This is a genomic window from Aeromicrobium sp. HA (assembly GCF_027171405.1).
GTDB lineage: Bacteria > Actinomycetota > Actinomycetes > Propionibacteriales > Nocardioidaceae > Aeromicrobium > Aeromicrobium tamlense.
Genome location: NZ_CP114372.1, coordinates 2935756 through 2957063, shown reverse-complemented (window position 1 = coordinate 2957063; position 21308 = coordinate 2935756). Strand labels below are relative to the sequence as shown.

The following is a 21308-nucleotide window of genomic DNA, read 5'->3' as shown; positions in this document are numbered from 1 at the left end:
CGTGCTGGAACTTTCCTGGCTGCTCATCGCCATCCCCCTGGCGGGCGCAGCGCTGCTGCTGACGTGGGGCAAGGAGTCCGACCGCTTCGGTCACCTCATCGCCACCGCGTGCTCGGCCGCGTCGTTCGTGCTGGGCCTCGTGATGTTCATCGAGCTCGCCGGACGCGACTCCGGCGACCGCTCGGTCACCACCACCCTCGGCACGTGGATCGACGCGGGCCGCTTCCACGTGGACTTCTCGTTCACGTTCGACACGCTCTCGAGCCTGTTCGTCCTGCTGATCACCGGCGTCGGCACGCTCATCCACGTGTACTCGATCGGGTACATGGCGCACGACCCGCGCCGCCGCCGCTTCTTCGCCTTCCTGAACCTGTTCATCGCGGCGATGCTGACGCTCGTCCTGGCAGCGGACTACCTCGTGCTGTTCCTCGGCTGGGAGGGCGTCGGCCTGGCGTCCTACCTGCTCATCGGGTTCTGGCAGCACAAGCCGTCGGCCGCAGCCGCCGCGAAGAAGGCCTTCGTGCTCAACCGCGTCGGCGACCTCGGCATGGCCCTGGCGATCATGACGATGTTCGCCTGGTTCGGCACCAGCTCGATCGCCGCGGTGAACGCGCAGGTCCACTCGGTCTCGGGCAACGTCGCCACCGCGCTCGGCCTTCTCCTGCTGCTGGGCGCGTGCGGCAAGTCGGCGCAGTTCCCGCTGCAGGCCTGGCTGCTCGACGCGATGGAGGGCCCCACCCCGGTCTCGGCGCTCATCCACGCCGCCACCATGGTCACCGCCGGCGTCTACCTGGTGGTCCGCTCGCACGACGTCTTCGACGCCTCGGAGACCGCGCGCAGCTTCGTCATCGCGGTCGGCTTCATCACGCTGCTGGCCGGCGCCTGGATCGGCTGCACGAAGGACGACATCAAGAAGGCGCTCGCCGGCTCCACGATGAGCCAGATCGGCTACATGATGCTCGCCGCCGGCCTCGGCCCCGCGGGCTACGCCTTCGCGATCTTCCACCTGCTGACGCACGGCTTCTTCAAGGCCAACATGTTCCTCGGCGCCGGCTCGGTCATGCACGGCATGAACGACGACGTCGACATGCGCCACTACGGCGGCCTGCGCCAGGCCATGCCGATCACGTTCTACACGTTCGGCATCGGCTACCTGGCGATCCTGGGCTTCCCGGGAACCTCGGGCTTCTTCTCCAAGGACAAGATCATCGAGGCGGCCCTGGGCGAGAACATCTGGGTGGGCCTCGCCGCCCTGGTCGGCGCCGGCATCACCGCGTTCTACATGACGCGCCTCATGCTGATGACCTTCTTCGGCGAGAAGCGCTGGCGCGAGGACGTGCACCCGCACGAGTCTCCCGCCGTGATGACCGTGCCGCTGATCGTGCTGGCGGCGCTCTCGCTGCTGGCCGGCGTGATGGCGTTCGGCGACTGGATCGAGAAGTGGCTCGAGCCGGCCACCGGCCACACCGAGCACCACGAGTTCGGGGTGCCGATCTTCGTCATCACACTCATCGTGCTGGCGGTCGTGGCGGCCGGCGTGGCGCTCGCGTGGGTCCTCTACGGACGCCGCGAGATCGCCGACACGGCGCCCGCCGACTCCGAGGTCTCGATCTTCACGCGGGCCGGTCGCGCCGAGCTGTACGGCAACAACGTGAACGATGCGCTGGTGGGCCGCCCCGCGACCCACCTCACCCGAGCCCTCGTCTGGGCCGACGCGAAGGTCATCGACGGCCTCGTGTCGGGGTCGGCCGACCGCATCGGTGAAGTCTCCGGCGAGCTGCGCAAGCCGCAGACCGGCTATGTCCGTTCCTATGCACTGATGGTGCTCGGAGGTGCTCTCGTGGTCCTGCTGGGCCTGCTGGCGGTGACGCTCGCATGATGCTGTCCCTGCTGATCGCCGTCCCGCTCATCGGCGCGCTCGTCGTGGCGCTGCTGCCGCGCACGGTCGACGCCGTCCTGCCGCGGTACGTCGCGGTCGCCGTGTCGCTGCTGACCCTCGTCATGTCGCTCGCGCTGCTCGCGCGGTTCGACATCGAGAGCGGCGGCTACCAGCTGACCGAGGAGTACGAGTGGATCGGCGCGATCGGCGCCCACTGGGCACTCGGCGTCAACGGCATCGGCCTGACGATGATCTTCCTGGTCACCGTCCTCGTGCCGATCGTGCTGCTGGCCTCGTGGCGCGACAAGGAGGACGACCCCGCGGGGACGAACTCGTACTTCGCGCTGATGCTGGTGCTGGAGGCGCTCGCGATCGGCGTGTTCGCCGCCACCGACGTCTTCACGTTCTACGTGCTGTTCGAGGCCACCCTGATCCCGATCTACTTCCTGATCGGTGGTCACGGCACGGGCCAGCGCAGCTACGCCGCGGTGAAGTTCCTCGTCTACAACCTCGTCGGCGGCCTGCTCATGCTGGCGTCGGTCGTGGGTCTGTACGTGCTCTCCACGCAGCAGGGCGGCCCGAGCTTCCTGCATGCCGACCTCATGAGCCTCGAGATGTCGCAGTCCACCGAGCGCCTGCTGTTCCTGGGCTTCTTCATCGCGTTCGCGATCAAGGCGCCGCTGTGGCCGCTGCACACGTGGCTGCCCGACGCGGCCGCCTCGGCGACGCCCGGCACCTCGGTGCTGATGGTCAGCGTGATCGACAAGATCGGCACGTTCGGCATGATCCGCTGGTGCCTCGAGCTGTTCCCGGGCGCCTCGGAGTGGGCCAGCCCGGTCGTGCTCGTCCTCGCGGTCATCAGCATCCTGTACGGCGCGCTGCTCGCGATCGGGCAGGACGACCTGCGCCGACTCATCGCGCTCACGTCGGTGTCGCACTTCGGCTTCATCATCCTGGGCATCTTCGCCTTCACGTCGGTGTCGATGACCGGCTCGGTGCTCTACATGTTCAACCACGGTCTCTCCACCGCGGTGCTGTTCCTCGTCGCGGGCATGATGATCGCCCGCCGCGGCTCGGCGCGCATCAGCGACTACGGCGGCGTCCAGAAGGTCGCCCCGGTGCTCTCCGGCGTGCTGCTCGTCGGCGGCCTGTCGAGCCTCTCGCTGCCCGGCCTGGCGCCGTTCGTGTCGGAGTTCCTCGTGCTCGTCGGCACCTTCAGCCGCTCGATCCCGATCGCCACCGTGGCGACGCTGGGCATCGTGCTGGCCGCCGTCTACATCCTGCTCATGTACCAGCGCACGATGACCGGCCCGCTCAACGAGGGCACTGCTGGGTTCACCGACCTGTCGCGCCGCGAGGTGGGGGCGCTCGCGCCCGCGCTCGTGCTCATCATCGGCCTGGGCTTCGTGCCCCAGCCGCTGCTCGAGGTGATCGACCCGGCCGTCGAGCCGGTCGTGGCCACGGTGGGGGTCGGCGATCCGCCGCAGCGCGCGCCCATCGACCTCGCAGACCAGACGGAAGGAGCCCACGAATGATCGGCACGCTCGCGTCCGTCCTGCCCGGGTCCCTGGCCGCCGCCGGCCCCGACATCCCCGCGGCCGACCTCGACTACGGCCAGCTGTCGCCGCTGATCGCGATCGCCGCGGTCGCGATGATCGGCCTCGTCGTGGAGGTCGTCGCGCCCCGCCGGGCGCGCTTCGTCGCCCAGACCGTCGTCGCGGTGCTCGGCTCGATCATCACGCTCGGCCTCACCGTGTGGGTCTACCTCGGCCTCGAGGAGGTGCCCGAGGGTCGCTGGGCGGCCCTGGGCTCCGTCGGGGGCGAGGGCGCCGTCGCGGTCGACGGTCCCGGCGTCCTCACGTGGGCGATGCTGCTCATCTTCGGCATCCTGTCGTTCCTGATGTTCGCCGAGCGCAGCCACGAGGGCGGCCTCAGCGACTTCATCGGCCGCGCCGCCGATGCCCCGGGCTCGCCCGGCGAGACCGAGGCCACCACGGCCCGCCTCGAGCACACCGAGGTCTTCCCGCTGGCGACGTTCGCGCTGGCCGGCATGATGCTGTTCGCGGTCTCGAACGACCTCATCACGATGTTCGTCGCCCTCGAGGTGCTGTCGCTGCCGCTGTACGTGCTGTGCGGCGTGGCGCGTCGTCGTCGCCTGCTCAGCCAGGAAGCGGCGATGAAGTACTTCCTGCTGGGTGCGTTCTCGTCGGCGTTCTTCCTCTACGGCGCGGCGCTGGCCTACGGCTACTCCGGCAGCCTCAACCTGACCGAGATCAACACGGCCGTCTCGGCGCGCGGCGACGAGACCGCGATCCTGCTCGCGGCCATCGGGCTGCTGCTGGTGGGCCTGCTGTTCAAGGTGGGCGCGGTGCCGTTCCACAGCTGGACCCCCGACGTCTACCAGGGCGCCCCGACGCCGGTCACGGCCTTCATGGCCGCGGCCACCAAGGCCGCCGCGTTCATCGCCATGATGCGCGTGCTGTTCGTGGCCTTCGGCGGAGCGTCGTGGGACTGGCGGCCCGTCCTGTGGGTCGTCGCGGTCCTCACGATGCTCGTCGGCTCGATCGTCGCGATCAGCCAGACCGACGTCAAGCGCATGCTGGCGTACTCGTCGATCGCGCACGCCGGCTTCCTCACGGTGGGCCTCTCGGGCGCCTACCTCGGCGACCAGGAGGGCCTGTCCATCACGTCGGTCTCCTCGGTGCTGTTCTACCTGCTGGCGTACGGCGTGGCCACGATCGGCGCGTTCGCGATCGTCACGGTCGTGCGCGACTCCGCGGGCGAGACCACCCACCTGTCGAAGTGGGCCGGACTCGGCAAGGAGTCGCCGTTCCTGGCGGGCTCGTTCGCCGTGTTCATGCTGTCGTTCGCGGGCATCCCGCTCACCGCGGGCTTCAACGGCAAGTGGGCCGTCTTCAGCGCGGCGTGGGGCGGTGGGGCCTGGCTCCTCGTCGTCATCGGCGTGCTGTGCAGCGCCGTCGCGGCCTACTTCTACGTCCGCGTGATCGTGCTGATGTTCTTCACCGACCCCGTCGGTGATGGGCCGACCGTGGCCGTCGCGGGCGTGACGACTACCGTGGTGATTGCCTTGGCCGTGATCACGACGGTCGTGCTCGGCCTCCTGCCGGGTCCGATGCTCGATCTGGCCCAGAACGCCGGCGCCTTCGTGCGCTAGCGGGCATGTCGTCGGCGGTCGTGGGAAGGAAGTGGGACGTGGCCAGCGTCGGGTCGTTCGCGGATGACGCGTTGGAGCAGCGGGTCTCGGCCGGCGTGCAGCAGGTCGAGGACCTGCTCGTCACCTCGGCCCACAGCCCCGAGCCCCTCGTCGCCGAGGCCTCCTCGCACCTGCTGCAGGCCGGTGGCAAGCGCTTCCGCCCCCTGCTCACGGTGCTGTGCGCCGAGTTCGGCGACCCCACCGCTCCGCACATCGTCCCGGCGGCCGTGGTGGTCGAGCTGACGCACCTCGCCACGCTGTACCACGACGACGTGATGGACGAGGCGTCCATGCGCCGCGGTGCTCCCAGCGCGAACGCGCGCTGGAACAACTCGGTCGCGATCCTGGTGGGCGACTTCCTGTTCGCGCGTGCCTCGTCCCTCGTGGCCGACCTCGGTCCCGAGGCCGTCCGCATCCAGGCCGAGACGTTCGCCCGCCTGGTGCACGGCCAGCTGCGCGAGACCCTCGGTCCCGGTCCCGACGACGACCCGCTCGAGCACTACCTCTCGGTGGTGGCCGACAAGACGGGCTCCCTGATCGCCACCGCCGCGCGCTTCGGCGCGATGATGTCCGGTGCGGGCGAGGACGTCGAGGCCACGCTGTTGGAGTTCGGCGAGCGCATCGGCGTCGCCTTCCAGCTGGCCGACGACATCATCGACGTCGCCAGCGACGCCGACGACTCGGGCAAGGTGCCCGGCACCGACCTGCGCGAGGGCGTGCCCACGCTGCCCACCCTGCTGGTGCAGTCCGCGCCGGTGGAGGGCGACGAGCGCCTGCGCGAGCTGCTCTCGGGCCCGATCGCCGACGAGGACGACGTCCAGTGGGTCATCCGCGCCCTGCGCGAGCACCCCGCGATGGACCGCGCCCGCGCCTACGTCCGTGCCGAGGCCGACGCGGCCCGCGCCCTGCTCGCGAAGCTCCCGGCCGGCCCGGCCCGCGACGCCCTCGACGACATCTGCACCCGCGCCACCGACCGCCTCGGCTGACCAGCCCTCCGCCGCCGGCCGGAACCGCGCACTCGCGGGGGAGGCGGTCAGATCGCGGTCGACTCAGCCGCGCACTCGTCGGCGGTGCGCTTGGCGCGACGCCGCGTGCGCATCGCGTCGTAGGTGAAGATCACCAGTGCCGCCCACACGATCACGAAGCCGATCCAGCGCGCCGTGCCCATGTGCTCGCCGAAGATCGTCAGCCCGAAGATGAACTGCAGGATCGGTCCGAGGTACTGCAGGATGCCGATGGTCGTGAGCGAGAGCCTGATCGCGGCGGCGCCGAACATCAGCAGTGGGATCGCGGTGACGATGCCGGTGCCCATCAGCAGCACCGTGTTGAGCGCGCCCTCGTGCCCGAACGCCAGCGTGCCGTTGACCCCGAGGAACACCAGGAAGGCGATGGCGAACGGGGTGAGGATCGTCGTCTCCACCGAGAGCGCCTCGATCGTGCCGAGGTTCGCGCGCTTCTTGAGGAATCCATAGGTCGCGAAGCTCGTGGCCAGCACGAGGGCGACCCACGGCGGACGGCCGTAGTCCACGGTCAGCACGACCACCGCGAGGATGCCCAGCCCGACCGCGACCCACTGCAGGCGCCGCAGGCTCTCGCCCAGGACGAAGACGCCGAGCAGCACGGTCATGAGCGGGTTGATGAAGTAGCCGAGGCTCGTCTCGATGACGTGACCGTTGGTGACGCCCCAGATGAACGCACCCCAGTTGATGGTGATGACCACCGAGGCGAGCGCGAGCGGCACCATGAGCCGACGCTGGCCGATGATCGCGCGGAACGCGCCCCACTTGCGTGCGATGGTCAGCAGGCCGAGGCAGAAGACGAAGGTCCAGACGATGCGGTGCGCGAGCACCTCGTACGCCGACGCGGGCTCGAGCAGGGGCCAGTAGAGGGGGAAGAAGCCCCAGCACAGGTAGGCGGCCGTCCCGTAGATCAGCCCTGCCTTGGAGTCGGAATTGGTCGTCGCCACGTGCTGAGTCAACACCCTTTCCTGCCGCCGTCTTCCCCGCGGGTGGTCCTAGAGTCGTGGCATGGGGGTGAGAGGCCGGTTCCTGCTGCTGCTCGGACTGCGCTGGCTGGCCACCGGGCTCCTCATGCCGGTGTCCCTGCTGCTGCCTTTGGAGCGCGGTCTGACGATCGCCGAGGTCGGCCTGGCGATGGCCGCGCAGGGCGTCGTCGTGCTGGTCATGGAGATCCCCAGCGGGGCACTCGCGGACTCGTGGGGGCGCCGGCCGGTGTTCATCGCGTCGGGCGTCGCGGCGATCGCGGCCTACGGCCTCACGCTCGTGGCGCAGTCGGTGCTGGCGTTCGCGCTGGCGTGGGCCGTCAGCGGCCTGTTCAGGGCCCTCGACAGCGGGGCGCTCGAGTCGTGGTTCGTCGACGCCGAGAACGCCCGCGGCGCCTCGGACGAGGTGCCCTCCGCGCTCGCCCTGGCCGGTGGCGTCATCAGCGGAGCCATCGCGGTCGGCTCGGTGCTCACCGCGGGTCTGCTCTACGTCGCCCCGTGGTCCGACGGGGTCGCGCTGGCCGTGCCCTACACGCTGTCGATCGCCATCGTCGTCGTGCAGATCGGGTGCGCGCGGCTGCTGATGGAGTCGGTCCAGCACACCGAGGAGGCCGCGCCCGGCTGGCGCGCGACGCTCGTCTCGGGCGTGCGGGTCGCCTTCGGCCGCCGTCTGCGCCTGCTGACCGCCGCGATGCTGCTGTGCGGTGTTGCCGTCGCGGGGCTCGAGCTGCTGATGCCGGTGCGGCTCGCCGAGTTCTCGTCCGACACCAGCAGCGCGGGCACCGTGCTCGGCATCGTGTCGTCGATCGCGTGGGGCTTGGCGGCGCTCGGTGCCACGGTGGCCTCTCGGGTGCTGCGCGAGGTCGGTCCGGGAGTCCTCGCGCCGATCCTCGGCGCCGCCGAGGCGATCGGTCTCGCGATCATGGCGATCGCCGGCGGCCCGGTCGCGCTGATCGCGGGCTTCTGGCTCTGCTACCTCGTGCACACGTCGTTCGGCGCCGCGTACAACGCGCTCGTGCACGACCGCGTCACCGAGGCGAACCGCGCCACGGCGCTCTCGGTCACCTCGATGGCGTTCCTGGGCTCGGCCTCGGCCGGGGGAGTGGCGCTCGGGTTCGTCGCGGACGAGCTCAGCGCCGCGTGGGCCCTCGTCCCGGCCGCGGCGGTCATGCTGCTCGCCGCGGTCCTCGTGGCGGGCGCCGCCCGCCAGCGCGGCGTCACGGTTCAGCGGTAGTCGGGAGGTGTGCCCCGATGCCGTCCTCCCACCGGGCACCGGGGCCTTTCCCCCAGTGCGGGCGGTCTTCCCCAACGGCCCGCGCGTTCGAATGTAGTTCAATCCTCAACGAGTTTCCGGAGAATGCGGAGACTGCGCGACACGACGGGGAGCAGGCAGAGGCCCCAGGGAGGGAGTCACCTGGGGCCTCTTCAGTGATCCGCTGCCGGGGAAGAGCGGACCTCGGGGTCGGGGGTCCCCGTGGGGAGATTCTCTACACTGCCCGGAACATGCGCCAGTGCCCCGCCACGGGACGGACGAGTAACAAGTGAGAGGCGGCGGGCGCCGCGGCCGGGGATCAGCGGTAGTTGGTGAACTGCACCGCGAAGTCGAGGTCGGCGTTCTTGACCAGCGCGATGACCTCCTGCAGGTCGTCACGGGACTTGCTCGTGACGCGCAGCTCGTCGCCCTGGATCTGCACCTTCACGCCCTTGGGCCCCTCGTCGCGGATCAGCTTGCTGACCTTCTTGGCCTGCTCGGTGCTGATGCCCTCGCCGAAGGTGCCGTTGATCTTGACGTCCTTGCCCGACTGGCGCGGCTCGTCGGCCTCGAAGGCCTTGAGGCTGATGTTCCGCTTGACCAGCTTGGTCTGGAAGACGTCGAGGATGGCGCGGGCGCGCTCCTCGGCGTTCGCGGTGATCTCCACGCCCCACTCGCCCTTCCACTCGATGGAGGCGTTGGTGTTCTTGAAGTCGTAGCGCGTCGAGATCTCCTTGACCGCCTGGTTGAGGGCGTTGTCGGCCTCTTGGCGGTCGATCTTGCTGACGATGTCGAAGGAGGAGTCGGCCATGGGGCCACCCTACGGCCTGCCGCGCCGCGCGGGAGCGGTGCTCCGAGGCGGCCCTGATTTCGGGCCCGGCGGGACGCTGGGGTAATCTTGCAGACTGTCGCGGCAGGTTGCCCGAGCGGCCAAAGGGAGCTGACTGTAAATCAGCCGGCATTGCCTTCAGAGGTTCGAATCCTCTACCTGCCACGTGACGCGAGCCCCCGACCGGAGACGGTCGGGGGCTCGTCCCTTTTCCCACCCCCACATCCGTCGGTGGTGGCCCCTATCGTCGGTGGCATGAGCGCCACCGACGACCGCCCGGGCGAGGACTGGACGCTGCACGCCCTCTACGACCTCGTGCCCGACGCGTACGAGCTCGACCTGCTCGAGGAGGCCCGCCGCCCCGCCGGGGGACACTCCCGTGCCGAGGTCGCGGCCGCTCTCGAGGACGCCCGCCGCGAGGCGATCGCCGCACTGGGCCACGACGTGGAGTCCGCGGCCGAGGTCGACGCCCCGGTGCCGTCGCCGGCCCAGGCGCGCTTCACGGTCGAGCGGCTGCTCGGCGGCGTGGTCGTCGACGGCGACCCCCGCTGACCCCACGAGTACGGTGAACGCGTGGCAGACACGTGGTTCGACCGGCGCACGTTCCGGCGTCCGTGGGACCTCGACGGGCTGCTCGACGCCAAGCGCGCGACGGGCACCCGAGTCAGCCTCGTGATCCCCGCGGTCAACGAGGCCGCCACGGTCGGCGACGTCGTGGGCCGGATCCACGACGCATTCGTCCGCGACTCCGACCTCGTCGACGAGCTCGTCGTCGTCGACGGCGGCTCGACCGACGACACGGCCCGGATCGCGGCGGAGGCAGGTGCCCGCGTCCACTCCCTCGCCGACATCCGCCCCGACCTCGGCCACCGTGCCGGCAAGGGCGAGTCCATCTGGAAGTCGCAGCTCGTCACCACGGGCGACGTCCTCGCGTTCGTCGACGCCGACCTCACCGAGTGGGACACGCACTTCGTCACCGGCCTGCTCGGCCCGCTGCTCACGGACCCGGGGGTCGCCCTCGTCAAGGGCTTCTACGAGCGGCCGTTCCGCGCGGGCGCCGCCGACGACCCGCAGGGCGGCGGTCGCGCCACCGAGCTCGTCGCCCGTCCGCTGCTCGCGCTGGCCCGACCGCACCTCGGCCGCGTGGTGCAGCCGCTCGCGGGGGAGTGGGCGGTGCGCCGTTCGGTCTACGAGACCCTCCACGTCCCGGTCGGCTACGGCGTCGACCTCGCGGCCCTCATCGACGTCTCCGACCGCCTCGGCCTCGACGCGATCGCGCAGGTCGACCTCGGCCGCCGCGCCCACTCGCACCAGTCGCTGCAGGACCTCGGACCCATGGCGGTGCAGCTCACCGCGGCCGTGTTGTCGCGCTCCGACGCCCGCGTGGGGGAGGATCGCGTCGTGCTCCACCAGTTCCGCGGTCTCGAGGAGATCGCGCGCGAGGTCGACCTCTCCGAGCGCCCGCCGGCCGCGGAGGTCGCACGATGACCCTGCGCCTCGGCCGCCACACCTTCGCCGACGACGCCACGCTGATGATGGCGATCGTCAACCGCACCCCCGACTCGTTCTTCGACAAGGGCGCCACGTGGGCCGAGGACTCCGCGTTCGACCGCGTGCAGCAGGTCGTCGAGGAGGGCGCAGAGATCGTCGACATCGGCGGCATCAAGGCGGCACCCGGCGTAGAGATCGACGCGGACGAGGAGAAGCGCCGCGTCGTCGGCTTCGTCGAGCGCGTGCGATCGGCGTTCCCCGGCGTCGTGATCAGCGTCGACACGTGGCGTGCCGAAGTCGGCCGTGCCGTCTGCGAGGCCGGCGCCGACCTGCTCAACGACGCCTGGGGCGGTGCCGACCCTGGCCTGGCCGAGGTCGCCGCCGAGTTCGACGTCGCGATGGTCTGCACGCACACCGGCGGCGTCACGCCCCGCACCCGGCCGCACCGGCTGGAGTACGACGACGTGGTCGCCGACGCGATCGCCTCCACGGTGGCCCAGGCCGAGCGCGCCGTCTCGCTCGGCGTCGCCCGTGAGAGCCTCCTGATCGACCCGGCCCACGACTTCGGCAAGAACACGTTCCACTCGCTCGAGGTCACTCGACGGCTCGGCGAGATGGTCGACACCGGCTGGCCCGTGCTCGTCTCGCTGTCGAACAAGGACTTCGTCGGCGAGACGCTCGACGCGCCGGTCGGAGAGCGCCTGCTGGGCACGCTCGCGGCCACCGCCGTCGCCGCCACGGCCGGGGCGCGCGTCTACCGCGTGCACCAGGTGCCCGAGACGCGCCAGGTCGTCGACATGGCGTGGACGATCGCGGGGCGCCGTCCGCCCGCCCGGGCGATCCGAGGTCTCGCGTGATCCGCCGACTCGTCGTGCTGCCGCCCGTGCCCGCGCTGCTGCCGCGCTACGCGAGCCTCGAGGACCCCGTGGCCGAGCTCCGCGTCTCCGCCGTCGCGGCGGTGCAGGCGATCACGCGCGGCGTCGAGGCGGTCTCGGTCGTCGGTGACGACCCCTTCGCCCCCGAGGTGGCGCGAGCCCTGCTCGACGCGGCCGGCTTCACGGGCCGGGTCGAGGACGGCGCCGAGGTGCTGCTCGTCATGGCCAACGGCAGCGCCAAGCGCGGCGAGAAGGCCCCCGGTCACCTCGACGAGCGCGCGCTCGACTTCGACGACACCGTCGACCTCGCGCTGCGCTCCGGCGACGGCTCGCGGCTCGCGGCGCTGGATCCGCAGCTCGGCGCCGAGCTCTGGGCGTCGGGGATCGAGCCGCTGGTGGACCTCGGCGAACAGCTGGGCGACGGCTGGCGCGTCTCCGTCCCCTACGCCGACGCTCCCTACGGCGTCCTCTGGTGGGTCGCCGCCTGGCTCCACTGACCTCCGGTCAGCCAGATCTGTAGCGGCATCCACTGGTTTCGGGCGGATCCGGCGCGAAAAGGGTGGACAGTGCCACAGATCTCGCGCACCGGAGGGGTGAGGTCGGCGGTGGCCTAGGGTGGCGCCGTGGCCTACGACGCGCTCTTCGACACCGTCTTCGCCCGCATGGATCCCGAGCGGATCCACGAGCGTGCCTTCGCCGCGATCCGCGCAGGTCGCCCGCTGACCTCGCTGGCCTACCGCGTCGAGCCGAGCCCCGTCACCGTCATGGGCGTCGAGTTCCCGCACCGCTTCGGCCTCGCCGCCGGCTTCGACAAGAACGCGCGCGGCGTCCTCGGCCTGCTCGCCCTGGGCTTCGGCCACGTCGAGATCGGCACGGTCACCGCCCGCCCGCAGCCCGGCAACGAGCGCCCGCGTCTGTTCCGGCTCGTCGACGACCACGCGATCGTCAACCGGATGGGATTCAACAACGACGGCGCGGCCCAGGTGGCCGCGCGCCTGCACCGCCTGCGCGGCACCGCCGCCGGGCAGCGGGCCGTCATCGGCGTCAACATCGGCAAGACGAAGGTCGTCCCCGCCGAGCGTGCCGCGCAGGACTACGTCGAGAGTGCGCGCCTGCTGTCGCCCTACGCGGACTACCTCGTCGTCAACGTCTCGAGCCCGAACACGCCCGGGCTGCGCGACCTGCAGGCCGTCGAGTCGCTCGAGCCGATCCTGGCTGCGGTCAAGGCCGTCGCTGACGGCAACCACGGCCGCCGCGTGCCATTGGTGGTGAAGATCGCGCCCGACCTCGCCGACGAGGACATCGACCAGGTCACCGACCTCGTCCTCGAGCTCGGCCTCGACGGCATCAGCGCCACCAACACGACGATCGCCCGGCCCGACACCCTGCGCACGTCACGCGAGGTCGTCGACGCCGCGGGCGCCGGTGGCCTGTCCGGGCCGATCCTGGCCGAGCGCGCCACCGAGGTGCTGCGCCGGATCCGCGCGCGGGCCGGCGAGGGACTCACGCTGATCGGCGTCGGCGGGGTCACCGGCGAGGCCGACGTGAGGACCCGGATCGAGGCCGGCGCCGACCTCGTCCAGGCGTACACGGGCTTCATCTACGGCGGCCCGTCGTGGCCCTCCCGGCTCGCCCGAGCCGCTCGATAATCCCTGCGATGCCAAGGGCGCACCACGACGTGCCCACCCCGATTTGGGAACCCGGCACCTGACCCGGTATCTTTACTTGTCGGCTTGCCCCTTTAGCTCAGTCGGCAGAGCGTTTCCATGGTAAGGAAAAGGTCTACGGTTCGATTCCGTAAAGGGGCTCTGAGGAGCGAGGCGACTCGCAACTCCGTGGCTGGGTAGCTCAGTTGGTCAGAGCGCACGACTCATAATCGTGAGGTCGCGGGTTCGAGCCCCGCCCCAGCTACCGAACCGGCAAGTCAGCATCACATCACCCGCCCGGGAACGGGTGGGGCACCGACCAGAAGAGGCACACCGTGGCCAGCAAGAGCTCCGACGTTCGTCCCAAGATCACCTTGGCCTGCACTGAGTGCAAGGAACGCAACTACATCACGAAGAAGAACCGTCGCAACGATCCCGACCGCCTCGAGGTCAAGAAGTACTGCCCGCGCTGCGACGCCCACCAGGCGCACCGCGAGACGCGCTGAACCCGACTTCCGACGACCCCCGTGCCCCTGGGCACGGGGGTCGTCGACGTTTGTCAGGCCTCCCGAAGCCGCCTGCTAGCGTCACCGGCATGCACTTGTCCGAGGTCACCACGCTGCGCCTGGGAGGTCCGGCCCGAGAGGTCGTGGAGGCCACCACCGAGGACGAGCTGATCGCCGCCGTCCGCTCGGCCGACGAGGCCGGCGAGCCCGTCCTGCTGGTCGGCGGCGGCAGCAACCTCGTCGTCGCGGACGACGGCTTCGAGGGCACCGTCGTGCTGATCCGCACGCGCGGGATCGAGGTCTCCGCCGACGCGTGCAGCGGCGCCATGGTCACCGTGGCCGCCGGCGAGAGCTGGGACGGGTTCGTCGCCCACGCCGTCGCGCAGGACTGGGAGGGCGTCGAGGCCCTCGCCGGCATCCCCGGCTCGGTCGGTGCCACCCCGATCCAGAACGTGGGCGCCTACGGCCAGGAGGTCGCCGACACGATCGTCAGCGTCCGCACGTGGGACCGCGTCGAGCAGCGCGTCCGCACGCTCATGTTCACCGACCTCGGCTTCGCCTACCGGCACAGCCGCTTCAAGGACGAGCCCGGCCGCTTCGTCGTGCTCACGGTCGCCTTCCAGCTGCGCTTCGCCGGCGCGCTCAGCGCCCCCGTGCGCTACGCCGAGCTGGCCCGCCACCTCGGCGTCGAGGTCGGCGCCAGGGCGCGCCTGGCGCAGGTCCGCGAGACGGTGCTGGCGCTGCGGCGGGGCAAGGGGATGGTGCTCGACGCCGACGACCACGACACGTGGAGCGCCGGGTCGTTCTTCACCAACCCGATCCTCTCGGCGCAGGAGGCCACGGCGCTGCCCGAGGGCGCTCCGCGCTTCGAGCAGCCCGACGGGTCGGTCAAGACCAGTGCCGCGTGGCTCATCGACCACGCGGGCTTCGAGAAGGGGTTCGGCCGGGGCCCCGTGGGCCTCTCCGGCAAGCACGTGCTGGCCCTCACCAATCGCGGGGGCGCCACCACGGCCGAGCTGCTCGACCTGGCGCGCGAGGTGCGCGACGGGGTGCAGCGGGAGTTCGGGATCCGGCTCGTCAACGAGCCGGTGCTCGTCGGCGCCGACCTGTAGCCGGCGCCGACGGCACTCAGGAGAACAGCGAGATCAGCGAGAGGTCGGAGTAGTCCGACGTGCTGGTCGAGGACGACGCGACGCCGATCATGATCAGCACGATCACGAAGACGAACACCACGACGCCGATGATCAGCAGGACGCTGCCGATGATGCCCAGGATGCGGCCGGCCTGCGCCTCGCCGCGACCGTCGTAGACGCCCGGGTTCGCATCGATCTCGGCGACGGCGCGGTTGCCCATCACCCAGGCGAAGGGCGCCAGGACGCCGCACACGATGAGGCCCAGGATGCCCAGGATGAGCACGAGGGTGGCCTTGGGGTGCTTGGGCGGGGGAGCGCCCCACTGCTGCTGGCCGGGCGCGCCCCACTGCTGCTGACCGGGGTACGGCTGGCCGGGCTGGGCGCCGTAGGGCTGCTGGCCGGGGTACGCGGGCTGTCCGGAGTGTCCGGGCTGCTCGGGGCCCGGGGTGGGGTCGTTCGGCTGCTGACCCGAGGAATCGCCGGGGTACGGCGGCTGGTTGTCGCTCATGGCGCCATCGTTCCACGTGCGTCGGTCAGCCAGGCCTCGACACCCGCGAGGGCGGAGGCGCGCAGGTCGTCCGGGGCGTGCGAGGCGCGCAGCGACCGCCGGGCCAGCTCGGCGAGCTCCTCGTCGCTGAAGTTCTGCGCGGCGCGCAGGAGGGCGTACTGGCCCGCGAGGCGGGTGCCGAACAGCAGGGGGTCGTCGGCGCCGAGGGCGACGTCGACCCCGGCCTCGAGCAGGTCGCGCACCGGGACCTCGTCGATCGTGGCGTAGACGCCGAGCGCGACGTTGGAGGCAGGGCACACCTCGAGGCCGATCCCGGCGTTCGCGATCGTCTCCAGCAGCCGGGGATCCTCGGCCGCCCGCACGCCGTGGCCCAGCCGATGGGGCGCGAGGTGGGTGAGGCACTGGCGCACGTGGTCGGGCCCGCGCAGCTCGCCGCCGTGGGGCGCCAGCACGAGTCCCGCGCGGTCGGCGATGCGGAACGCCGGGCCGAACGCGGCCGTGTCGCCCCGCCGCTCGTCGTTGGACAGCCCGAAGCCGTGCACGCCGCGGCCCGCGTACTGCGCCGCGAGGCGGGCGAGGGTGCGCGCGTCCATCGGGTGCCGGGTGCGGTTGGCGGCCACGATCAGGCTCATGCCCAGACCGGTCGAGGCCGAGGCGTCACGCACCGCGTCCAGCACGAGGTCGGTGAACGCCGTGATGCCGCCGAAGCGCGAGGCGAAGCCGGAGGGGTCGACCTGGATCTCGGTCCACACGCAGCCGTCGGCGAGGTCGTCCTCGGCGGCCTCGCGCACGAGGCGGCGCACGTCGTCCTCCGTGCGCAGGACCGAGCGCGCCACGTCGTAGAGTCGCTGGAAGCGGAACCAGCCCTTCTCGTCGGCGGCGGAGAGCTGCGGCGGCCACTCCTCGACGAGCGCCGAGGGCAGGTGCACGCCGTCGCGCTCGGCCAGCTCGATGAGCGTGCCGTGACGCATCGACCCGGTGAAGTGCAGGTGCAGGTGAGCCTTGGGAAGAGTCGTCAGGGGCCGCACGCGGCCATCGTGTCACGGCCGTGGGAGAGGGGCTCGGGGGACACCGGGGAAGCCCGGTTTCGCATTCGTGGCCCGGCCGCGTACACTTGACGAAACCGGCGAAACTCACCCTGTTTCGTCATGCCCGGAACCGGGCGAAAGGGCACTGGCGCAACTGGCAGCGCATCGGTCTCCAAAACCGAAGGTTGGGGGTTCAAGTCCCTCGTGCCCTGCAAGGTCGGCGGTGAGCCGACACCGTTCGACGAAGGAGCACCGTGAGCGAGAATCACGAACTGGCCGGGACGCGCACCAAGCGCACGTCCCCGCTCACGTTCTACCGCCAGGTGGTCGCCGAGCTGCGCAAGGTGGTGTGGCCGACCCGTCCGCAGGTCGTCAACTACTTCTTCGTCGTGCTCGTCTTCGTGCTGATCATGATGGCGTTCGTCTCCGCACTGGACTACGCGTTCGGCAAGGCCGCGTTCGCCATCTTCGCCTAGACCAAGGACTGACATCTTGACCTCCGAATTCGACGAGACCGACGCGCCCGTGGACGAGACGTCCGCGCACGAGCCGTCGTCCGACGAGACCCCCGACGCCGAGGGCGCGGACGAGGCCGCCGACGCCGACACCGACGCCGCGACCGAGACCTCCGAGGCCGACGCGGCCGACGAGGAGTCCGTCGACCCCCTGCAGGAGTTCCGCGACCGCCTCTGGAGCCAGCCCGGCGACTGGTACGTGATCCACACGTACGCCGGCATGGAGAAGCGCGTCCAGCAGAACCTCGAGAACCGCAAGGTCGCGCTCAACGCCGAGGACTACATCCACGAGATCGTCGTGCCGACCGAAGAGGTCGCCGAGATCAAGAACGGCCAGCGCAAGCTCGTCAAGCGCACCGTGCTCCCGGGCTACGTGCTCGTCCGCATGGACCTCACCGACGACTCGTGGGGCGTCGTGCGCCACACGCCGTCGGTCACCGGATTCGTCGGCAACGCGCACCAGCCGGTGCCGCTGAGCCTGTCCGAGGTCGAGAAGATGCTCGCCCCGGCCGTCGAGGCCGAGGTCGCCGCGGAGGCCACCGCCACCGCCGAGCCGCAGCAGAGCGCGCCCGCCAAGGTCGAGTTCAGCGACTTCGCCGCCGGCGACTCGGTCCTCGTCATCGACGGGCCGTTCGCCACGCTGCACGCGACGATCACCGAGATCAACCTCGAGGGCCAGAAGGTCAAGGGCCTCGTCGAGATCTTCGGTCGCGAGACCTCGGTCGAGCTGCCGTTCGACTACATCCAGAAGGTTTGATCGCCCCGCGATCAAAGGTCGGTCGCCGAGCCGTTCGAGCGGTGACGGACACAGAACGCACAACCAGTTAGAAGGACCCGAAATGCCTCCCAAGAAGAAGGTCGCAGCTGTCGTCAAGGTGCAGCTGCAGGCCGGCCAGGCCAACCCGGCGCCGCCCGTCGGCACCGCGCTCGGCCCGCACGGCGTCAACATCATGGACTTCTGCAAGGCGTACAACGCCCAGACCGAGTCCATGCGCGGCAACGTCGTCCCCGTCGAGATCACGATCTACGAGGACCGCTCGTTCACCTTCATCACGAAGACGCCGCCGGCCGCCGAGCTGATCAAGAAGGCCGCCGGCCTGTCGAAGGGCTCGTCCGTCCCGAACAAGGACAAGGTCGGCAAGCTCACCAAGGATCAGGTGCGCGAGATCGCCCAGACGAAGATGCCCGACATCAACGCCAACGACATCGACGGCGCCATGAAGATCGTCGAGGGAACCGCCCGCTCCATGGGCGTCACCATCGACGGCTGAACCACCCCGAACATCCCCCGTGGAAGGGCCAGCTGGGCCCGCACCACACCTGGTACACAGAGAGAAGCCAGTCATGACACAGCGCAGCAAGGCGTACCGCGCCGTCGCCGAGAAGATCGACCGCGACGCGCTCTACACGCCGCTCCAGGCCACCACCCTGGCCAAGGAGTCCGGCTCCACCAAGTACGACTCGACCGTCGACGCCGTCGTGCGTCTCGGCGTCGATCCCCGCAAGGCGGACCAGATGGTGCGTGGCACCGTCAACCTGCCGCACGGGACCGGCAAGACCGCCCGGGTCCTGGTCTTCGCCACCGGCGCCAACGCCGATGCCGCTCGTGAGGCCGGTGCCGACTTCGTCGGTGCCGACGAGCTCGTCGACAAGATCAACGAGGGCTGGCTCGACTTCGACGCCGTCGTCGCCACGCCCGACATGATGGGCAAGGTCGGCCGCCTCGGTCGTGTCCTCGGCCCCCGCAACCTGATGCCGAACCCCAAGACCGGCACCGTCACCACCGACGTGGCCAAGGCCGTCGGCGACATCAAGGGCGGCAAGATCGAGTTCCGCGTGGACCGTCACGCCAACGTCCACTTCATCGTGGGCAAGGCGTCGTTCTCGGCCGAGCAGCTCGCCGAGAACTACGGCACCGCCATCGAGGAGATCCTGCGTCTCAAGCCGGCCAGCTCGAAGGGCCGCTACATCAAGCGCGCCACGATCTCCACCACGAACGGCCCCGGCATCCCGGTCGACCCCTCGCGCTCGCGCAACTGGGCGGTCGACGAGGAGGCCTGAGCCTTCACGTTCACCCGACGACGCCGTCCTCCTCGCGAGGGCGGCGTCGTCGCGTTCGCATGCAGGGCGGGTGGGGCCCGCCGGGTAGGGTCGGCGGCATGAGGAAGACGCTCGGGATCTCGCTCGCCGCCGGCCTGCTGGCACTCACCTCCGCCTGTGGCGGCTCCGGGGACGGTGACACCACGCCGGCCGCCTCCGACGGCCCCAGCGCCGCGGCCGCCGCGAAGGAGCCGGCCGCGGCTCCGGCCGAGGGCGAGCTCACGCAGGACAACTTCGTCGAGCGCCTCAGCGCGGCCCAGCTCGAGGCCGGCAGCGCTCACATGGAGATGACCTCCGGCATGGGCGGCCAGTCCATCACGATGAACGGCGACGTGCAGATGGCCGAGTCGGTCACCGACTCCGCCTCGCACCTCACGATGGACATGGGCGCGATGACGATGGACCTGCGCCTGGTCGAGGGCGTGATGTACCTCAAGATGGGTGAGATGACCGGCGGCAAGTACGCCAAGATCGACCTCACCGATCCCGACAGCCCGCTGGCGAGGCAGTACGGCTCGATGGCCGACCAGGCCGACCCCACGGCGCAGCTGGAGACCTTCAAGTCCGCGCTGGTCGAGTTCGACAACCAGGGCGACGGCGGCCAGGTCGACGGCGTCGACACGACGAGGATCGAGGTCGCGGTCGACACCGCCAAGGTGCTCGAGGAGCAGGGCCAGCAGCTGCCGAAGTCGATGCCGAAGGAGCTGCGCTACGTCATGCACGTCGGCGCCGACGACCTCCTGCGCAAGATGACGATGGACCTGGCCGGCACCGAGAGCACCATCACCTGGAGCAAGTGGGGTGAGCCCGTCGAGGTCGAGGCCCCGGCCAAGGACGAGATCTCGGACATGAAGGGCCTCGGCGCGTTCCCGACCGCCGACCCCACGCGCGAGGGCTGAGCGACCCCGATTTGGAGGAACCCCCGGCGGCCGCCTAGACTGGACGAGCCGAAGACCGCCGGTGGTGTCTCCCACGAGTCACCCGAAGTGCCCGAGAGGGCGACCTGCGCAGGTGCAGATCAGGGTTCGTCCCTGCGTTCACACGAGCGTCCTGTGCCAGTGGCACGGGACGCTCTTCTCGTGCAGGTGGTCTTCGCATGACAGTGAAGGAGACCCATGGCACGCCCGGACAAGGCAGCAGCCGTCGCCGAGCTCGCGGACAGCTTCCGCGAGTCCAACGGCGCGGTGCTCACCGAGTACCGCGGCCTCAACGTCAAGCAGCTGCAGGATCTGCGGCGCGCGCTTGGCGATGCCGCGAGCTATGCCGTCGCCAAGAACACGCTGACCAAGATCGCCGCGAGGGATGCCGGCCTCGAGCTCGACGAGTCGTTGCTCACCGGTCCCACCGCGATCGCCTTCATCACGGGCGATCCGGTCGATGCGGCGAAGGGTCTGCGCGACTTCGCGAAGGCTAACCCCGCTCTCGTCCTGAAGGGCGGCTTCCTCGAGGGGAAGACGCTCTCCGCCGACGAGATCAACAAGCTGGCCGACCTCGAGTCGCGCGAGGTCCTCCTCGCCAAGCTCGCTGGTGGCCTCAAGGCCAACCTGGCCAAGGCCGCGGGGCTGTTCAACGCCCCGCTGTCGCAGGCGGCCCGCACCATCGCGGCGCTGCAGGCGAAGGCCGAAGCCGATCCGTCGGTCCTGGCTGCGGGTGCTCCCGCCGCCGAGACCGCCGAGCAGGCACCCGCCGACGAGGCCCCCGCGGCCGAGTCGGACACCGAGAACGTCGAGACCGACGTCACCGAGGGCTGAACCGCCCGATTCCCATCGGGACCCCCTCGGGGTCTCATTGCAGAAAGGACGCCAATCATGGCGAAGCTGAGCACCGACGAGCTGTTGGATGCCTTCAAGGAGATGACGCTGATCGAGCTCTCGGAGTTCGTGAAGCAGTTCGAGGAGACCTTCGAGGTCACCGCCGCCGCTCCGGTGGCCGTGGCTGCCGCGGGCGCTCCCGCCGCTGGCGGCGGCGACGCCGCCGCCGCTGAGGAGAAGGACGAGTTCGACGTCGTCCTCGAGTCGGCCGGCGACAAGAAGATCCAGGTCATCAAGGAGGTCCGTGGCCTCACGAGCCTGGGCCTGAAGGAGGCCAAGGACCTCGTCGAGGGCGCCCCCAAGGCCGTCCTCGAGGGTGTCAACAAGGAGACCGCCGACAAGGCCAAGGAGGCCCTCGAGGCCGCCGGCGCCACGATCACCCTCAAGTGATCTTCGGCTGACTGCTCGCGCGAAGGCGCTCGTTCCCCTCGGGGGACGGGCGTCTTCGCCGTTTCCGGGGGAGTGTCGAATTCGCCGGGAGCAAAGGGGAAACGAATGATCGTTCCCGATCATCGCGCC

General features: G+C 70.5%; 23 protein-coding genes and 4 tRNA genes. 23 read left to right on the top strand and 4 right to left on the bottom strand.

Going from position 1 to position 21308, the window contains the following annotated elements; genetic code table 11:
* The first annotated feature begins 1 nt into the window (after nt 1).
* Genes nuoL through O3S82_RS14615 form a run of 4 tightly spaced genes read left to right on the top strand, consistent with a single transcriptional unit; the run spans nt 2 to nt 6079 of the window.
* Nucleotides 2–1879, top strand: coding sequence for an NADH-quinone oxidoreductase subunit L (nuoL, locus tag O3S82_RS14630; protein ID WP_269303787.1), 1878 nt, complete (start codon nt 2–4; stop codon nt 1877–1879).
* The gene (locus tag O3S82_RS14625) at nt 1876–3414 is read left to right on the top strand and encodes an NADH-quinone oxidoreductase subunit M (protein ID WP_179422664.1); all 1539 of its coding nucleotides are present in this window, start codon (nt 1876–1878) and stop codon (nt 3412–3414) included. The genes nuoL and O3S82_RS14625 overlap by 4 nt, the downstream gene beginning before the upstream one ends.
* Nucleotides 3411–5054, top strand: coding sequence for an NADH-quinone oxidoreductase subunit NuoN (nuoN, locus tag O3S82_RS14620; protein ID WP_269303785.1), 1644 nt, complete (start codon nt 3411–3413; stop codon nt 5052–5054). Before O3S82_RS14625 ends, nuoN begins: the two co-directional genes overlap by 4 nt.
* Before the next feature lie 38 nt (nt 5055–5092).
* Complete coding sequence (locus tag O3S82_RS14615; protein ID WP_269303784.1) at nt 5093–6079, top strand: polyprenyl synthetase family protein; 987 nt, start codon at nt 5093–5095, stop codon at nt 6077–6079.
* A gap of 47 nt (nt 6080–6126) precedes the next feature.
* Here O3S82_RS14615 and rarD read toward each other — a convergent pair whose 3' ends face one another.
* Nucleotides 6127–7059 (bottom strand): EamA family transporter RarD, encoded by a 933-nt coding sequence (gene rarD / locus O3S82_RS14610; RefSeq protein ID WP_179422670.1) that lies wholly within the window; start codon nt 7057–7059, stop codon nt 6127–6129.
* 61 nt (nt 7060–7120) lie between these two features.
* Between rarD and O3S82_RS14605 the strand changes: the two genes are divergently transcribed.
* On the top strand, nt 7121–8329 hold the full coding sequence (locus O3S82_RS14605) for an MFS transporter (RefSeq protein ID WP_269303781.1): 1209 nt from the start codon (nt 7121–7123) through the stop codon (nt 8327–8329).
* A gap of 337 nt (nt 8330–8666) precedes the next feature.
* Here O3S82_RS14605 and O3S82_RS14600 read toward each other — a convergent pair whose 3' ends face one another.
* On the bottom strand, nt 8667–9158 hold the full coding sequence (locus tag O3S82_RS14600; RefSeq protein ID WP_179422674.1) for a YajQ family cyclic di-GMP-binding protein: 492 nt from the start codon (nt 9156–9158) through the stop codon (nt 8667–8669).
* Nucleotides 9159–9259: 101 nt separating this feature from the next.
* Here O3S82_RS14600 and O3S82_RS14595 point away from each other — a divergent pair.
* The 10 genes from O3S82_RS14595 (at nt 9260) to O3S82_RS14550 (ending at nt 14806) form a co-directional block, all read left to right on the top strand.
* Nucleotides 9260–9341: transfer RNA gene (locus O3S82_RS14595), tRNA-Tyr, on the top strand.
* Between the two features lie 90 nt (nt 9342–9431).
* Entirely contained in the window at nt 9432–9728 is a 297-nt protein-coding gene (locus O3S82_RS14590; RefSeq protein ID WP_269303778.1) for a hypothetical protein, read from the top strand.
* 21 nt (nt 9729–9749) lie between these two features.
* The gene (locus tag O3S82_RS14585; RefSeq protein WP_269303776.1) at nt 9750–10664 is read left to right on the top strand and encodes a glucosyl-3-phosphoglycerate synthase; all 915 of its coding nucleotides are present in this window, start codon (nt 9750–9752) and stop codon (nt 10662–10664) included.
* On the top strand, nt 10661–11524 hold the full coding sequence (folP, locus tag O3S82_RS14580; RefSeq protein WP_179422681.1) for a dihydropteroate synthase: 864 nt from the start codon (nt 10661–10663) through the stop codon (nt 11522–11524). Before O3S82_RS14585 ends, folP begins: the two co-directional genes overlap by 4 nt.
* On the top strand, nt 11521–12039 hold the full coding sequence (locus tag O3S82_RS14575; RefSeq protein WP_269303774.1) for a hypothetical protein: 519 nt from the start codon (nt 11521–11523) through the stop codon (nt 12037–12039). The genes folP and O3S82_RS14575 overlap by 4 nt, the downstream gene beginning before the upstream one ends.
* Nucleotides 12040–12165: 126 nt before the next feature.
* The gene (locus tag O3S82_RS14570; RefSeq protein WP_269303772.1) at nt 12166–13191 is read left to right on the top strand and encodes a quinone-dependent dihydroorotate dehydrogenase; all 1026 of its coding nucleotides are present in this window, start codon (nt 12166–12168) and stop codon (nt 13189–13191) included.
* 86 nt (nt 13192–13277) lie between these two features.
* Nucleotides 13278–13350, top strand: a tRNA-Thr gene (locus tag O3S82_RS14565).
* 29 nt (nt 13351–13379) lie between these two features.
* Nucleotides 13380–13453 (top strand) — tRNA-Met (locus O3S82_RS14560).
* Between the two features lie 70 nt (nt 13454–13523).
* Nucleotides 13524–13694: a 50S ribosomal protein L33 gene (rpmG, locus tag O3S82_RS14555; RefSeq protein ID WP_179422685.1), complete on the top strand. Its 171-nt coding sequence runs from the start codon at nt 13524–13526 to the stop codon at nt 13692–13694.
* An 89-nt stretch (nt 13695–13783) separates the two neighbouring features.
* Nucleotides 13784–14806 carry a UDP-N-acetylmuramate dehydrogenase gene (locus O3S82_RS14550; protein WP_269303769.1) on the top strand — a complete coding sequence of 341 codons (1023 nt, stop codon included), beginning with the start codon at nt 13784–13786 and terminating at the stop codon, nt 14804–14806.
* A gap of 16 nt (nt 14807–14822) precedes the next feature.
* Here O3S82_RS14550 and O3S82_RS14545 read toward each other — a convergent pair whose 3' ends face one another.
* Nucleotides 14823–15335, bottom strand: coding sequence for a DUF4190 domain-containing protein (locus tag O3S82_RS14545; protein ID WP_179422689.1), 513 nt, complete (start codon nt 15333–15335; stop codon nt 14823–14825).
* Nucleotides 15332–16363: an adenosine deaminase gene (locus O3S82_RS14540; RefSeq protein ID WP_269303766.1), complete on the bottom strand. Its 1032-nt coding sequence runs from the start codon at nt 16361–16363 to the stop codon at nt 15332–15334. Before O3S82_RS14540 ends, O3S82_RS14545 begins: the two co-directional genes overlap by 4 nt.
* Nucleotides 16364–16502: 139 nt before the next feature.
* Here O3S82_RS14540 and O3S82_RS14535 point away from each other — a divergent pair.
* From O3S82_RS14535 to rplL, 8 genes are all read left to right on the top strand, one after another.
* Nucleotides 16503–16575: transfer RNA gene (locus tag O3S82_RS14535), tRNA-Trp, on the top strand.
* 42 nt (nt 16576–16617) lie between these two features.
* A complete protein-coding gene (gene secE / locus O3S82_RS14530) occupies nt 16618–16839 on the top strand; it encodes a preprotein translocase subunit SecE (protein WP_179422693.1) in 222 nt (73 codons plus the stop codon).
* A 16-nt stretch (nt 16840–16855) separates the two neighbouring features.
* Nucleotides 16856–17635: a transcription termination/antitermination protein NusG gene (gene nusG, locus O3S82_RS14525; protein ID WP_269303764.1), complete on the top strand. Its 780-nt coding sequence runs from the start codon at nt 16856–16858 to the stop codon at nt 17633–17635.
* 82 nt (nt 17636–17717) lie between these two features.
* Entirely contained in the window at nt 17718–18149 is a 432-nt protein-coding gene (gene rplK / locus O3S82_RS14520) for a 50S ribosomal protein L11 (RefSeq protein ID WP_179422695.1), read from the top strand.
* Between the two features lie 73 nt (nt 18150–18222).
* The gene (gene rplA, locus O3S82_RS14515; protein ID WP_179422697.1) at nt 18223–18939 is read left to right on the top strand and encodes a 50S ribosomal protein L1; all 717 of its coding nucleotides are present in this window, start codon (nt 18223–18225) and stop codon (nt 18937–18939) included.
* Nucleotides 18940–19037: 98 nt separating this feature from the next.
* Entirely contained in the window at nt 19038–19877 is an 840-nt protein-coding gene (locus O3S82_RS14510) for a hypothetical protein (RefSeq protein ID WP_269303761.1), read from the top strand.
* A gap of 216 nt (nt 19878–20093) precedes the next feature.
* Complete coding sequence (gene rplJ / locus O3S82_RS14505) at nt 20094–20729, top strand: 50S ribosomal protein L10 (protein ID WP_179422701.1); 636 nt, start codon at nt 20094–20096, stop codon at nt 20727–20729.
* Nucleotides 20730–20786: 57 nt separating this feature from the next.
* Nucleotides 20787–21179: a 50S ribosomal protein L7/L12 gene (gene rplL / locus O3S82_RS14500; RefSeq protein WP_179422703.1), complete on the top strand. Its 393-nt coding sequence runs from the start codon at nt 20787–20789 to the stop codon at nt 21177–21179.
* The last annotated feature ends 129 nt before the right edge of the window (nt 21180–21308 follow it).